General features: G+C 70.9%; 11 protein-coding genes. 6 read left to right on the top strand and 5 right to left on the bottom strand.

Features of this window, described 5'->3' with window-relative positions; translation table 11 throughout:
• The first annotated feature begins 27 nt into the window (after positions 1-27).
• From ilvA to ACGFNH_RS11685, 3 genes are all read left to right on the top strand, one after another.
• On the top strand, positions 28-1278 hold the full coding sequence (ilvA, locus tag ACGFNH_RS11695) for a threonine ammonia-lyase (RefSeq protein ID WP_393652858.1): 1251 nt from the start codon (positions 28-30) through the stop codon (positions 1276-1278).
• A 377-nt stretch (positions 1279-1655) separates the two neighbouring features.
• A complete protein-coding gene (locus ACGFNH_RS11690; RefSeq protein ID WP_393652857.1) occupies positions 1656-2705 on the top strand; it encodes an ATP-binding cassette domain-containing protein in 1050 nt (349 codons plus the stop codon).
• Positions 2702-3565 (top strand): ABC transporter permease, encoded by an 864-nt coding sequence (locus ACGFNH_RS11685; RefSeq protein WP_393652856.1) that lies wholly within the window; start codon positions 2702-2704, stop codon positions 3563-3565. Before ACGFNH_RS11690 ends, ACGFNH_RS11685 begins: the two co-directional genes overlap by 4 nt.
• A 227-nt stretch (positions 3566-3792) precedes the next feature.
• Here ACGFNH_RS11685 and greA read toward each other — a convergent pair whose 3' ends face one another.
• Together greA and ACGFNH_RS11675 are read right to left on the bottom strand one after the other, a co-directional pair.
• The gene (greA, locus tag ACGFNH_RS11680) at positions 3793-4290 is read right to left on the bottom strand and encodes a transcription elongation factor GreA (protein WP_393652855.1); all 498 of its coding nucleotides are present in this window, start codon (positions 4288-4290) and stop codon (positions 3793-3795) included.
• A 166-nt stretch (positions 4291-4456) separates the two neighbouring features.
• On the bottom strand, positions 4457-4867 hold the full coding sequence (locus tag ACGFNH_RS11675; protein ID WP_393652854.1) for a DUF4307 domain-containing protein: 411 nt from the start codon (positions 4865-4867) through the stop codon (positions 4457-4459).
• A 150-nt stretch (positions 4868-5017) separates the two neighbouring features.
• Here ACGFNH_RS11675 and mca point away from each other — a divergent pair, with 150 nt between their 5' ends.
• Both mca and ACGFNH_RS11665 read left to right on the top strand, forming a co-directional pair.
• The gene (mca, locus tag ACGFNH_RS11670) at positions 5018-5869 is read left to right on the top strand and encodes a mycothiol conjugate amidase Mca (RefSeq protein WP_393652941.1); all 852 of its coding nucleotides are present in this window, start codon (positions 5018-5020) and stop codon (positions 5867-5869) included.
• A 4-nt stretch (positions 5870-5873) separates the two neighbouring features.
• Positions 5874-6206, top strand: coding sequence for a hypothetical protein (locus ACGFNH_RS11665; RefSeq protein WP_393652853.1), 333 nt, complete (start codon positions 5874-5876; stop codon positions 6204-6206).
• Between the two features lie 387 nt (positions 6207-6593).
• Here ACGFNH_RS11665 and ACGFNH_RS11660 read toward each other — a convergent pair whose 3' ends face one another.
• On the bottom strand, positions 6594-9884 hold the full coding sequence (locus ACGFNH_RS11660; RefSeq protein WP_393652852.1) for a tetratricopeptide repeat protein: 3291 nt from the start codon (positions 9882-9884) through the stop codon (positions 6594-6596).
• A gap of 132 nt (positions 9885-10016) precedes the next feature.
• Between ACGFNH_RS11660 and ACGFNH_RS11655 the strand changes: the two genes are divergently transcribed.
• Entirely contained in the window at positions 10017-12080 is a 2064-nt protein-coding gene (locus ACGFNH_RS11655; RefSeq protein ID WP_393652851.1) for a thioredoxin domain-containing protein, read from the top strand.
• Between the two features lie 325 nt (positions 12081-12405).
• Here ACGFNH_RS11655 and ACGFNH_RS11650 read toward each other — a convergent pair whose 3' ends face one another.
• Together ACGFNH_RS11650 and ACGFNH_RS11645 are read right to left on the bottom strand one after the other, a co-directional pair.
• Positions 12406-13029: a TetR/AcrR family transcriptional regulator gene (locus ACGFNH_RS11650; RefSeq protein WP_393652850.1), complete on the bottom strand. Its 624-nt coding sequence runs from the start codon at positions 13027-13029 to the stop codon at positions 12406-12408.
• A gap of 660 nt (positions 13030-13689) precedes the next feature.
• On the bottom strand, positions 13690-14436 hold the full coding sequence (locus ACGFNH_RS11645; protein WP_393652849.1) for a hemolysin III family protein: 747 nt from the start codon (positions 14434-14436) through the stop codon (positions 13690-13692).
• Positions 14437-14511 lie beyond the last annotated feature (75 nt).

The raw sequence follows: 14511 nt of genomic DNA, 5'->3' as shown, positions 1-14511 counted from the left end.
ACGGGCGGGAACTGCGAGACTGGCCACATGGCACCATCGCACGGCGACACCCCCGCTCCGGCGCCCCCGCCCCTGTCCGACATCACCGTCGACGACGTGCGCGCGGCGCACAAGATGCTCTCCGGGGTCGCCCGGATCACCGCCATGGAGGGGAGCCGCTACCTCTCCGGCCTGGTCGGTGCCCCGGTGCACCTCAAGTGCGAGAACCTTCAGCGCACCGGCTCCTTCAAGGTGCGCGGCGCGTACGTGAGGATCGCCGGCCTGAACTCCGAGCAGCGCGCCAGGGGCGTCGTCGCGGCCAGCGCCGGCAACCACGCCCAGGGCGTCGCGCTCGCCGCGTCCCTGCTCGGGGTGCGCTCCACCGTCTTCATGCCGGTCGGCGCACCGCTGCCCAAGGTCGCCGCGACCCGGGACTACGGCGCCGAGGTGCGGATGCACGGGCAGGTCGTGGACGAGACGCTGCGCGCGGCCCAGGAGTACGCGGAGCAGACCGGAGCCGTCCTCATCCACCCCTTCGACCACCGTGACGTGGTCGCCGGGCAGGGCACGCTGGGCCTGGAGATCCTCGAGCAGTGCCCGGAGGTGCGGACGATCGTCGTCGGCATCGGCGGCGGGGGACTCGCGGCCGGGATAGCGGTGGCGGTTAAGGCGCTGCGCCCGGACGTGAAGGTGGTCGGGGTGCAGGCGGAGGGTGCGGCCGCGTACCCGCCGTCGCTGCAGGCCGGGGAGCCGGTGTCGCTGGAGTCGCTGGCGACGATGGCGGACGGCATCAAGGTCGGACGACCCGGGGACGTGCCGTTCAAAATCATTGGCGATCTGGTGGACGAGGTCCGTACCGTCTCCGAGGACGAGCTCTCCAGCGCACTGCTGCTGTGCCTGGAGCGCGCGAAGCTGGTGGTCGAACCGGCCGGGGCGAGCCCGGTGGCGGCTCTGCTGTCGCGGCCCGAGTCGTTCGAGGGTCCCGTGGTGGCGGTGCTGTCCGGCGGAAACGTCGATCCGCTGCTGATGCAGCGGATCCTGCGGCACGGTATGGCGGCGGCTGGGCGTTACCTGTCGTTGCGGCTGAGGCTGACGGACCGGCCTGGGGCGCTCGCGACGCTCCTCGGGGTGTTGTCAGTGGTCGACGCTAACGTCCTCGACGTGAGCCATGTACGGACCGATCCCCGGCTCGGGCTCGCGGAAGCGGAGGTCGAGCTGCACCTGGAGAGCAAGGGTCCGGAGCACTGCACCGAGGTGAGGAAGGCACTGCGTGAAGCGGGCTACACCGTGATGGCGTGACGTTTCTGCGAGGCGTTCCCGCCACATCTCGCGTTCCGCGCGGCGGCGTCGTGTCATCTGCCACATCGCGTCATCTGTGACGTGGCGCCCTGTAGCGCATCAAGCCGCGTGCCTGGTGCCTCGTGCTTCGTGCCCTGTTCGTCGGCGCCATGACGGGTGAGGATCTCTCGACGGCCGCTCGCGACATGTCGTGAACTCCCTCCCGCCCGTGGTGAACCGCGCACTTTCTGAACCTCCAGGAGTATCGCGACATATCGCGTCTGCGGTACGGTCCTCTCGACAGCTTTCGACCCAGGCTTCGCCGCCGGCCCATGCCGGACGCAAACTCCCCACACGTACACATCCGAAATCACCCCATAAATCCAGGAGTTGCTTCCATGCCAGGCGCCATTTACGCCGAAGGTCTGGTGAAGACCTTCGGCGATGTGAGGGCTCTGGACGGCGTCGACCTCGACGTACCCGAGGGCACCGTGCTGGGTCTGCTCGGGCCGAACGGCGCGGGCAAGACCACCGCCGTACGGGTCCTGACGACACTGCTGCAGCCCGACCGGGGCAGGGCCGTGGTCGCCGGCCTCGACGTCGTCCAGCAGCCCAACGAGGTCCGGCGGGCCATCGGCCTCTCCGGCCAGTTCGCCGCCGTCGACGAGTACCTCACCGGGCGTGAGAACCTCCGGATGGTCGGCCAGCTCTACCAGATGAGCAGCCGCGCCGCGAAAGCCCGCGCGGACGAACTGCTCGAGCGGTTCAACCTCGCCGACGCGGCCGACCGGACCGCCAAGACGTACTCCGGCGGCATGCGGCGGCGGCTGGACCTGGCCGCGGCGCTGGTCGTCAGCCCGCCCGTGATGTTCATGGACGAGCCGACCACCGGTCTCGACCCGCGGAACCGGCAGGGCCTGTGGGAGGTCATCCAGGAGCTGGTGGCGGGCGGCACGACGCTGCTGCTCACCACGCAGTACCTCGAGGAGGCCGACCGCCTGGCGCACGACATCTGCGTCATCGACCACGGCAAGGTCATCGCGCGCGGCACCTCCGACCAGCTCAAGGCGCAGACGGGCGGCGAGCGCGTCGAGGTTGTCGTCCACGACTCCGGGCGTCTGGCCGACACCACCGAGCTGCTGCGCGGCTTCGGCAAGGGCGAGGCCAGCGTCGAGAACCACACCCGGAAGGTCACCGTCCCGGTCAGCGGCGGCGCCAAGCTGCTTGCCGAGGTCATCCGCGAGCTCGACACCCGCGGCATCGAAATCGACGACATCGGCCTGCGCAGGCCGACTCTGGACGACGTCTTCATCTCCCTGACCGGGCATGCCGCGGAGGCCGAGGAGGACGCCGAAGCCGGGCGGGACGGACAGTCCGGGTCCGCATCCGGAGGGAAGAAGGCCCGGGCGCCCAAGACGGGGTCCGGGCAAGAGGAGGCTGCCAAGTGACCGCCGCGACGACCACCAGTACGCCCGCAGCGAGCCCGAGGACGTTCGGCGCCATAGGGCAGTCCGTCCGCGACTCGCTGGTCATCGCCCAGCGCAATCTGATCCGGATGGCCCGGATCCCCGAGGTCGTGATCTTCGGGCTGGTCCAGCCGATCATGTTCGTGGTGCTGTTCAGTTACGTCTTCGGCGGCTCGATCAATGTCCCGGGCGCCGGACTCGACGCGAACGCCTACCGGCAGTTCCTGATGGCGGGCATCTTCGCGCAGACCGTCACCTTCGCCACGGCAGGCGCCGGTGCGGGCATCGCGGAGGACATGCACAAGGGGCTGATCGACCGCTTCCGTTCACTGCCCATGGCGCGCGGCGCGGTCCTCACCGGCCGTACGCTCGCCGACCTCGTGCAGACCGCACTGACCGTCGTCGTCCTGGCCGTGGTCGCGGTCATCGTGGGCTGGCGGATCCACGACGGATTCATCAAGGCCCTGGCCGGGTTCGGACTGCTGCTCCTGCTCGGCTACGCCTTCTCGTGGATCGGCGCGCTGATCGGTCTGTCCGTCCGGACACCGGAAGCCGCCACCTCGGGCGGTCTGATCTGGCTGTTCCCGCTGACGTTCATCTCGAACGCCTTCGTGCCGGCGGACAACATGCCCACCGTGCTGCGCCACATCGCCGAGTGGAACCCGTTCAGCGCGACGGTGCAGGCCTGCCGTGAACTGTTCGGCAACCTTCCGGCGAACTATCCGGTGCCGGACGCCTGGCCGATGCAGCACCCGGTGCTCGCCTCGGTCCTCTGGTCGATCGCGATCATCGCGGCGTTCCGCACCCTGGCGGTGCGCAAGTACCGCTCGGCGACCGCGTAGCCCCACCAGGCCGCGCGGCCCGGCGAGGCCGCCGCCTGGCCCGGCGAGGCCGCCGTGCCAGGTATCAGGTGCCAGGTGCGTGGCGGCTCCGAGGCGACGCACACTGCACGCCCGCGAGACGCGCACTGCAAGATGCGCGCCGCACGACGCAGTCCCGCACCTCGTGCGTGCTGCACGACGGAGCCCCCGGCCGGGAGACCGGCCGGGGGCTCACGCGTATGCGCTGCTCAGCCGGAGTACGGCTTGGCCTCCAGGATCTTCACCGCGGCCTTGGCACCGTTCGGCAGCTCGTACTCGGCGGCGTCGCCGATCTTCTTGCCCATCACGCCGGTGCCCAGCGGCGACTGCGGCGAGTAGGTCTCGACGTCCGCGCTGGCGTACTCACGGGAGGCGAGGAGGAAGGTCAGGGTGTCGTCCGGGTCGCCGTCGAAGGCGATGGTCACGACCATGCCCGGGGCCACCACACCGGTGTCCGCCGGGGCCTCGCCGACCTTGGCGTGCTCCAGAAGCTGAGTGAGCTGGCGCACGCGAAGCTCCTGCTTGCCCTGCTCTTCCTTGGCGGCGTGGTACCCGCCGTTCTCCCGCAGGTCACCTTCTTCCCGAGCCGCCTCGATCTTCTTGGCGATCTCGACACGTGCGGGACCCGACAGGTAATCCAGCTCGGCCTTGAGCTGGTCGTACGCCTCCTGGGTGAGCCAGGTGACGTTCTCGCTGGTCTGGGTCACAGGTGCTCCTCGTCGGTACTGGGAATACAAAGCAACGCCCTACCCCGGAGCATTACGCCGTCACAGGTGGGCGAAACCACGAGCCTAACAATTGCGAGCGGAAACGGGGAGGAGGAATACCCCTAAACGCATATAAGTGCAGGTCAGGGTGCGTGGTGAACGCCATTCACCCGCCGGTCGCGGGCTTGCAGCCGATCAGTTCCACGGCCGTCGCGCGCTGCGTCGTGCGGATGGTGCCGACCTTGTCCACCCGGCTCCGGTGCTCGTCGAAACGGAGGTCCTTCCAGCCGACCTCCGAGCCGTCCTCGGCCTGCGCGAGCAAGGTGCACACTCCGGGCGTCCCGGCGTCCTTGCGGACCTCCAGATGCACCTCGGCGGCCGAGTCCGAGACGACCTTGAATTTGATCAGCTCTCCGCTGACCTTCTGGCCGGTGACATAGCTGAAACCGAACCAGCCGGTCACCCCGAGCATCGCCGCTCCGAGCACCCCGCCGATGATCTTGAGCTTGCGGTCCGCGCGGGCGTCGACGCTGCGGCCGTAGCGTCCGGCAGCGCTCTTCTCGCCCGTGGCGGCCATCGTGTTCCTCCCGCAATACGGACCGCGGAATGTACGGCCCTTGGTTTCGGTCACTATAGAAGGCGCCTTCTCCGGATGGCGGAGGGGGCCGCGACCAGTGACTGAGGATCTGAGGATCAAGTCTTGACCGAGACCGAGCAACTGCGATTGATGGCAGTCCACGCCCACCCCGACGACGAGTCGAGCAAGGGCGCGGCGACGATGGCCAAGTACGTGTCCGAGGGGGTGGACGTGCTGGTCGCGACCTGCACGGGAGGGGAGCGCGGCTCCATCCTCAACCCCAAGCTGCAGGACGACCCTTACATCGAGGCGCACATCCACGAGGTGCGCGCCAAAGAGATGGAGGAGGCCCGGCAGATCCTGGGCGTGAAGCAGGCGTGGCTGGGGTTCGTGGACTCCGGTCTGCCCGAGGGCGACCCGCTGCCGCCGCTTCCTGACGGATGCTTCGCGCTGCAGGATGTCGACGAGGCGGCCGGCGCCCTGGTGAAGCTGATCCGCGAATTCCGGCCGCACGTGATCACCACATACGACGAGAACGGCGGATACCCCCACCCCGACCACATCATGACCCACAAGATCTCGATGGTGGCCTTCGATGCCGCGGGCGATGCGGACAAGTACCCGGAGGCCGGGGAGCCCTGGCAGCCGCTGAAGCTCTATTACAACCAGGGGTTCAACCGCCCCCGCACCCTTGCCCTGCACGAGGCGCTGATCTCCCGCGGGATGGAGTCCCCGTACGGCGAGTGGCTGGACCGGTGGAAGCAGATCCAGAGGACCGAGCGGAATCTGACCACACACGTGCCCTGTGCCGAGTTCTACCCGGTACGGGACAAAGCGCTGATCGCTCACGCCACCCAGATCGACCCCGACGGCGGCTGGTTCCGGGTTCCGATGGAGATCCAGCAGGAGGTCTGGCCGACGGAGGAGTACGAGCTGACGAAGTCGCTCGTCGATACCTCGCTACCCGAGGACGACCTCTTCGCAGGCATCCGCCAGAATTGAACCCATGACGATCGCAACCATGACGCAGCTCGTGCCCCTCGCCAAGGAGCTGGACGAGAACAAGGTGACGCCCGGCGTCCTCGGCTTCATCGTCTTCGCGCTGCTCGGCGGGGCTGTGTGGTTGCTGATGAAGAGCATGAACAAGCAGTTCCAGAAGATCGACTTCGAAGAGTCGCCGGCCGCGTCCGTGGCCTCCCCTGCAGGAGGCTCCACCGGCAAGGCCGAGCGCGGAGCGGAGCGGCCGGAGGACTCCACCTCCGGCCGTCCCGCGGACTCCACCTCCGGCCGCCCGGCGGGTTCCGCCTCCGGCCGTCCCGCGGACCCCAAGGGCGACTAGGCGCACCCGAAGGGCCTTGGGCGATCCGGCACAGGGCAGCGGCGGCGACCGTGCTTGGGCGATCCGGCACCGGTCGGCTACGCGCCTCCCGCGCCGGCCCGTGACGGACATCCCGCGGTGGGCCTCCCACGCCTGCCCGACAGGGACTCCCCGCGTTGGGCCCCGGCGCCCGCCCGTGAGGGAATCCCGCGGTGGCCTCCCACGCCTGCCCGCAAAGGGACATCGCGCAAGGGACATCCCGCGGAGGGCTCTCGCAGTGGGCTCCCGCGCCGGCCCGTGAAGCGCATGCCCGTGGCGCGCACCCCGTAGCAGTCCGTGCGACCGCCGCGGGCCGGTGGGTGGTGTGGATTTCGCGTCCGACCGTCCCAGACCGCTGACTCGCGCCCGTCAGTCGGGGGAGGGCAGGTTGATGCCCATCACCTCGCGGGAGTGGCGGCTGGGCACCATGCCGAGGTTCCAGGCCTGCCAGCCGGTTTCCGGCTCGACGCCGCGCTCGAGTATCAGCGCGTACGCCTCGGCGCAGTCCTCCAGCTTGCTGTCGCGCCGTGCGTGCGTATCCCGCAGAAGCTGGGCCAGTTCCTCCTGTGCCACCGCCGTGCCGACGACCGATCCGCCCGCGGAGGAGAACGGCAGAAGTGTGCAGCGCAGGAACCGCGCCCAGTCCTCGCCGCGCAGGTCGCCGTAGCCCGTGAAGAGCCGGCCCGCCTCCTCGGCCAGTGCCAGGGCCTGGGCCGCGCGGCCGTTGCCCGCGTCGATCACCGCGAGTTCGATGCACGACCAGGCCTCGCCGTGTGCGACGCCCACCCGGTGGAAGTCCTGTCGCGCATCCTGCAGGAGCTGGCGGGCGAAACCGCTGTTGCGCAGTGATCCGGTCTGGGCAGCCCGCTGGTCGCGGGTGACCCGTGCCGAGTGGTGCCGGGCGCAGGCCAGCCCGTAGACGTCCCGCATGCGGCTGAACATCGTGCGGGCCCGCTCCAGTTCACGGACCGCGGCGCCGTGCTCGCCGCGCTCCTCCAGGGCCTGGCCCAGGTAGTAGCGGGTCCATGCCTCACCCCGGGCGTCCTCGTTGTCCCGGTGCCGAGACAGGGCCTGATCGAGGTCGTCCTTCGCCGCGCCCACATCGCCGTCGACCAGCCGCGCCCGGGCGAGCTCCGTGAGCGCCCAGGCCTCGCCTCGGTTGTCGCGGGTGCTGCCGTACTGGTCGAGGGCGCGGCGGAGTTGCTTCTCCGCCTCCGGCACCTCGCCCAACCGCAGATAGACCTGGCCGAGCTGGAAGTGCGTCCAAGCCTGGCCGTGCAGGCTCTCGTTGGCACGGTGCAGCTCCAGTGCCTCCTGCAGCAGCCGCAGTGCCTCCGCTATGCGGGCCCGGTCCCGCTCCACCGCGCCCAGGGCGTGCAGCGTCCAGGCGCGGTCGCCGCGCAGTTCGTCCCCGGACTGCATCTCCAGCGCCTCGCGGAGCTTGGCCGCAGCCTCCGTCAGATTGCCCTGGTGGTGCAGGGTGATGCCGAGGTCGCGCAGGGCGCGGGCCACACCCGCCGCGTGATCGGCCTCCCGGTAGAGGTCGACCACGGAGGACAGCGTCGTACGGGCCTTGTCCAACTCGCCGAGTTGGCGTGCCGCCACACCGGTGCGCCACTGCACCGAGCGCATCAGCAGGCCGCGGTCCGCGGCCTTGGTGAGCTCGCTGAGCTCCCCGAGGCGGTAGAGGTCGCCGCGCAGCAGGCAGTAGTCGCACAGGGCGCCCAGCAGATGCAATACCGCGGACTGGTCCACGTCCTCCGCGTGCCGCAACTCCGCCGTGATGAAGCTCGACTCGTCGTCCAGCCAGCGGAGTGCCGCGTCGAGCGAGGTGAAGCCGTGCGGGCCCACGGCACCCTTCCGGAACGCGGCATCTGCGCGCGTGGATGTCTTGCCGTCGACGAGGCGGATGACCGAGTCGGCAAGCTCGGCGTAGCTGCGGATCAGCCGCTCCTGCGCCGCCGAGCGCTCGGCGGGCTCCTCCTCGTCGAGGAGCCGGGCCAGGGCGAAGCCGCGCACCAGGTCGTGCAGCCGGTACCGGCTGCCGCGGACGTGCTCGATCAGACCGGCCCGGGCCAGGGCGGTCAGTTGCCGGTCCGCCTCCTGCTCGTCCGTGGCCAGCAGGGCCGCCGCCGCGGCCGCGCCCAGGCTGGCCCGCCCCGCCAAAGAGAGCCGGCGCAGCAGCCTGCGGGCCGCGTCCTGCTGATCGGCGTACCGCAGGGACAGGGCGCGCTCGACAGGGCTCGCCGCCACATGGGTGGCCAGATCGGCGGCGAGGACGCCGGGCGTTCGGGCGCCCAGGGAGGAGCCGGCGATGCGGATCGCCAGTGGCAGTCCGCCGCACAGGTCGCGGATCGCCTCGCCCGCCTCCATGTCGTACGGCCCGGCCTCCTCGTGCGCCACGGCCCTCAGCAGTTCCTCGACCCCGGCCGCCTCCAGCGGTTCGACGCCCAGCTCATGGACATGTGCGGGAAGGTCCTCCGGCAGCTCCAGCGGGCTGCGGGCGGTGATCAGCAGCAGGCTCTCGGAACGCTCGGGCAGCAGCACCCGCACCTGCTCCGGGTCCGACGCGTCGTCGAGGACGACGGTGACGGGAACCCCCGTCACATGCTGGTGGTACAGCTCGCTCAGCCGCTTGACCTGCTGCTCGGGGGAGGAGCGCTCCCGGAACAGGAGTTGCTCGCGGGGGGCCCCGAGACGGTTGAGCAGATGCAGCAGGGCGTCCCGCGTGGGCAGCGGAGGCTCGCCGGGGCTGTCGCCGCGCAGGTCCACCACGCACGCACCGCGGAACTGGTCCTTCAGATGGTGCGCGGCCCGCACGGCCAGGGTGGTCCGGCCGGATCCGGGGGCGCCGTGGAGCACGACGACCGTGGGCCTGGTCTCCGTGCTCGCGCGGGCGGCCTGCACCCATTGCGCGATCTGCAGAAGCTGCGCTCGCCTCCCCACGAAGGGGCCGTCCCCTTCGGGCAGATGGCCGAACGACCGCTGGAGCACGCTCCGGCGTCGCGCCGCCGCGCTCTTGTCATTGCCCCGCAGCTTCGGGCCACGCCCCGATGCCGACGCGCCGGCCTGCCCGCGGGCAGGGGAGGCCGCCGCGCCGCTGCCGCCGCGCGTCGCGGCGGCCAGCATGCGCTGCTGGTCGAGGAAGGGCCGGATGCCCCGCACCTCCAACGCCGTCAGCCACTCCAGCCTCAACTGCTCGGCGCCACCCGGCTGGTTCCGCAGCCCGGCGCGGCGGTGTGCCGACGGCCAGTGCCCCGCGGTGAGCTTGATGAGGGCGGTCGCCGACCCGACGACCGCGACGGTGCCGGCCGCGCCCAGCGCCGTGCCCACCGACGTCCCCAACCCCAGGTCCGCGCCGAAGGCGGTCACGGTGGCGGCGAGCGTCACCAGCGCGGGCGTGCCGAGTCGCTCGCGCGAGAGACGGCGCCCCAGCGGCTCCCGGTCCGCCTCCGACTCGTCCAGCGCACGGATGTAGGCGCCGTACTCCTCGGCCGCGGTCTCGGCCATCTCCGGCAAGGCTTCGCGCGCCCGCCCCGTGAGCAGAGCGGTGTCCGCACGCCCTCCCGACCGGCGCACCTCCTCTTCGATGGCGCGCTCGAGCAGCCGCTCGGCCTCCGCACGATGGATGTCCCGAAGGATCGCCAATGAGCCCGACATGGGCTTCCCCCTCCAGCAGCGATGTCTCGTATGCCAAGTCTTCCGCCTCTCAAGGTTTTCCGTCAGCCCTGTGGATAACTCGACCTGTGGACAAACTCGGGGAAGCCGATCGGATGAGACAGGATGGGAGGCATGCCGAACCGACTGGCTCACGAGACCTCGCCCTATCTCCTCCAGCACGCCGACAACCCCGTCGACTGGTTTCCCTGGTCGCAGGAGGCGTTCGCCGAGGCGCGGCGGCGCGATGTGCCCGTGCTGCTCAGCGTCGGCTATTCGTCCTGCCACTGGTGCCATGTGATGGCGCACGAGTCGTTCGAGGACGACGACTCCGCCGCGTATCTCAACGCGCACTTCGTGCCGGTGAAGGTGGACCGCGAGGAGCGGCCCGACGTCGACGCCGTCTACATGGAAGCGGTGCAGGCGGCCACGGGCCACGGCGGCTGGCCGATGACCGTCTTCCTCACCCCCGATGCCGAACCCTTCTACTTCGGCACCTACTTCCCGCCCCAGCCGCGACACGGCATGCCGTCGTTCCGTCAGATCCTGGAGGGCGTGCAGGCCGCGTGGGCCGACCGCAGAGGCGAAGTCGCCGATGTCGCCGGGCGGATTGTCCGTGAGCTGTCCTCCCGTTCGGAGGCGCTGAGCTCCGGCGGGGGCCAGCCGCCGGGCGAGGAGGAGCTGCACGCGGCGCTGCTCGCGCTCACCCGGGAATACGACACCTCGTACGGCGGATTCGGCGGCGCGCCGAAGTTCCCGCCGTCCATGGTGCTGGAGTTCCTGCTGCGCCATCACGCGCGCACCGGCTCCGAGGGCGCCCTGCAGATGGCGCAGGACACCTGCGAGCGGATGGCTCGCGGCGGCATCTACGACCAGCTCGGCGGCGGCTTCGCCCGGTACTCGGTCGACCGCACCTGGACGGTGCCGCACTTCGAGAAGATGCTCTACGACAACGCCCTGCTCTGTCGGGTGTACGCACATCTGTGGCGCTCCACGGGGTCGGATCTCGCCCGGCGCGTTGCGTTGGAGACCGCAGACTTCATGGTGCGTGAACTCCGCACCCCGGAGGGCGGGTTCGCCTCCGCGCTCGACGCGGACAGCCCCGCGTTCGAGGGTGAGGATGCCGCCACGGGCAAGCATGTGGAGGGCGCGTACTACGCCTGGACGCCGGAGCAACTCCGCGCGGTCCTCGGCGAGGAGGACGCCGTGCTCGCCGCCGGGCACTTCGGCGTCACCGAGGAGGGCACCTTCGAGAAGGGCGCTTCGGTGCTCCAACTGCCCGGGGACGGGCTCGCCGACGCCGCCCGCGCCGAGTCGATCCGGCAGCGCCTTCTGGCCGCCCGCGACACCCGGCCGCGGCCGGGGCGGGACGACAAGGTCGTCACCGCGTGGAACGGCCTGGCCGTCGCGGCCCTCGCGGAGACCGGCGCCTACTTCGACCGCCCCGATCTGACCGAGGCGGCCCTCGACGCGGCCGATCTGATCGTCCGTGTCCACATGGACCCGGCAGGCCGCCTCACCCGTACCTCGCGCGACGGCACTGCGGGAGACAACTCCGGTGTCCTGGAGGACTACGCCGACACCGCCGAGGGCTTCCTCGCCCTGTCCGCGGTCACCGGCGAAGGTGTGTGGACCGAATTCGCGGGCCTGCTGCTGGACACCGTCCTGCGCCACTTCGCGGGCGGGGAGGGCGACTTGTACGACACCCCCGACGACGGTGAGGTGCTCATCCGGCGGCCGCAGGACCCGACGGACAACGCCGTGCCGTCCGGCTGGTCCGCGGCGGCCGGTGCGCTGATGTCGTACGCGGCGCTTACGGGCGACAGCCGCCATCGCACTGCCGCCGAGCGGGCGTTGGGCGTCGTCAAGGTGCTCGGACCGCGGGCCCCGCGGTTCATCGGCTGGGGGCTGGCCGCCGCCGAAGCCGCCCTGGACGGGCCGCGCGAGGTGGCCGTCGTCGGCCCGCAGGACGATCCGGGAACCGCCGCGCTCCACCGTACGGCCTTGCTGGGTACGGCGCCCGGGGCCGTGGTGGCGGTCGGCGGGCCGGGTGAGGAGGACGACGGCGTGCCGCTGCTGCGTGACCGCCCGCTGGTGGACGGACGCCCGGCCGCTTACGTGTGCCGGAACTTCACCTGTGACGCGCCGACCCCCGACCCAACGGTGCTGGCAGGGAAGGTCGGTGCGCGGGAGGGCTGACGGCCGCGGGAGGCTGACGGATGTGCCTGACGGGGGGCTGGCGACTGAGCAGGCCGAGCCCACGGGGCCGCCGCTCGTAGGGTCATGCCGCGGCGGGTGCGGTGCCGGTCACCCGGGACCACGACCGGGCGATGGAGCACAGGGCGCAGGGTGCGGGTCGGCGGCCCAACTCTGTGAGGAGGGCGGCGACTTGCCTCCGCCTCAATCAGCTGACGGCCGAGGAGTTCTCGGTGCCGGGACCCTGACGGGCAGGTGGCAGGTGGCAGGTGGCAGGTGGCGGTGGCCGGTAGCCGGGTGGGCAAAGAGGCGGCAGGTGGCCGGACGGTCAAAGAGGCAGGCCGCGTCCAAGCGTCCCCAGCGTCCGGTCCAGAAGGTCCACCAGGTCGTCCTTCGCCTCGCGGTCGATCCAGTGGAGCACCGCTTCCTCGACGGCGGTGAGCACGACCGCGGCGAACAGCCGCAGCTCCAGGTCGTCCACAGAACGGCCGGTGCGCTCGGCCAGCACCTCGCAGAGCATCCGCCCGGTCGCCACATGGCTCTCCGCCATCCTCGCGCGGATCGCCGGCACATCGCGCAGGAGGCGTGCCCGCAGCAGCATCTCGTTCTGCCCCCGGGCGGCGAAGAGGCGGACGGTCTCGGTCATCACGTGCCGGATGGACTCGAGCGGAGGCTCATCGGCCGGGCGCCTCCGCAACTCCTTCTCGATGACCGGGTCGCACTCGTCGGTCAGGACGATGTCTTCCTTCGACGGGAAGTAGCGGAAGACGGTGCTGGGGGAGACTTCGGCGGTCTCGGCGATCTGCTCGACCGGAGTGGCGTCGTAGCCCTGCTCGGCGAAGAGCCGGTAGGCGGCGGCGCGGATGGCCTGCCGCGTCTTGATCTTCTTCCGCTCACGCAGCCCGAGTTTGGGGCCGGAGGCGGTGCCGTGAAGGGTGCGCGCGGGAGCCATGGGGATCATTGTCCGGGATCGGAGCCGTCCTCGGCCATGCATGATCCGGAACGCCGGTGGCTACGACCATGCATGCGGCTGATCATGCCATCGCGCATGATCAGGATTGCCGGGCACCCTGCCCAGCGTGACCGCGCTCTCACCGTCTTCCGCGAGGCCTTGATCGTCACCATCGCGCCGCGCCCGGTACCCGCGCCCGGTACCCGCGCCCGGTACCCGCGCCCGGCCGGACCTGGCGGCCGCCCGGCCCGTAGGCCGCATGCCGTCGTCTGCCACCCGCCAGTCACCCCTGGCCCCGGCCTGTCACACACCGTCACCAGGCAGGCCACGCCCACTGCGCCCCCGCGCTCCTCGGTCGCCTGTGCCGCGCCGCTCCCGGTGCCCGCCCGTGTCTGTGCCGTCCCGCGCCGGGTGCTCGCCCGTGCCTCGCCTGTACCGCACCGAGCCGCGCGCTCCTCAGTCGCCTGTGCCGCTCCACATCCGGTGCTCGCCCGTGTCTGTGCCGCCCCGCGCCGCTGCCGCCCCGGCCAAGTGCTGATCACGCCGCTGCTCACCCGTGCTGCTACGTCGCCAGGGCTCACCCGTGCCGCTACGCCAGCGCCACCAGTGCCCACCAGTGCCCACCCGTGCTCACCCGTGCCCACCCGTGCCCACCAGTGCTCACCCGTGCTGGTACGCCACCAGGGAGATCCCTACGTAGTGGACGATGAAGGCCGCCAGCGTGAGGGAGTGGAAGACCTCGTGGAAGCCGAACCAGCGCGGTGAGGGGTTCGGCCGCTTGATCCCGTAGATCACGCCGCCGGCGCTGTAGAGGAGGCCCCCGATGACCACCAGGACGAGCACCGCGACGCCGCCCTTCTGCAAGAAGTCGGGCAGGAAGAAGACGGCCGCCCAGCCCATGGCGATGTAGCACGGGGTGTAGAGCCAGCGCGGCGCCCCCACCCAGAAGACCCGGAACGCTATTCCGGCAACGGCCGCGGCCCAGATCGCCCACAGCAGGGCCCGACCGCGGCCGTCCGGGACGAGCAGGATCGTGAACGGTGTATACGTTCCGGCGATGATCAAGAAGATGTTCGCGTGGTCCAGGCGCCGCAGGACCGCCGTGGCCCGCGGACCCCAGTTCCCCCGGTGGTAGAGCGCGCTGACCCCGAAGAGCAGGCAGGCGCTCAGCGTGTATACAGCGCAGGCGATCCGCCCGCGGGTGCTGCCCGCGAGTGCCGTCAGGAAGACGCCCGCGATCAGGGCGGCCGGGAACATGCCGGCGTGCAGCCAGCCGCGCAGCCGGGGTTTGGCCGGTATCGGCAGGTGGACAGGGTGTGTGCCGGAGCGGGATTCCGAGGAGGCGGGGGAGTCGTCGGACGCGGCGTCGGGTACGGCGTCGGGCGCGGCGGCAGTCATGGGCGACATGCTACCTACGGGTCCGTAAGTTACGCCCAGGTATCAAGTGGCGATGCTCACGAGGGTGCCCTCTGGACAGAATCT

Origin of the sequence: Streptomyces sp. NPDC048639 (assembly GCF_043199075.1) — a bacterium.
Lineage (GTDB): Bacteria > Actinomycetota > Actinomycetes > Streptomycetales > Streptomycetaceae > Streptomyces.
This window is presented reverse-complemented; position numbering and strand designations above follow the sequence as displayed.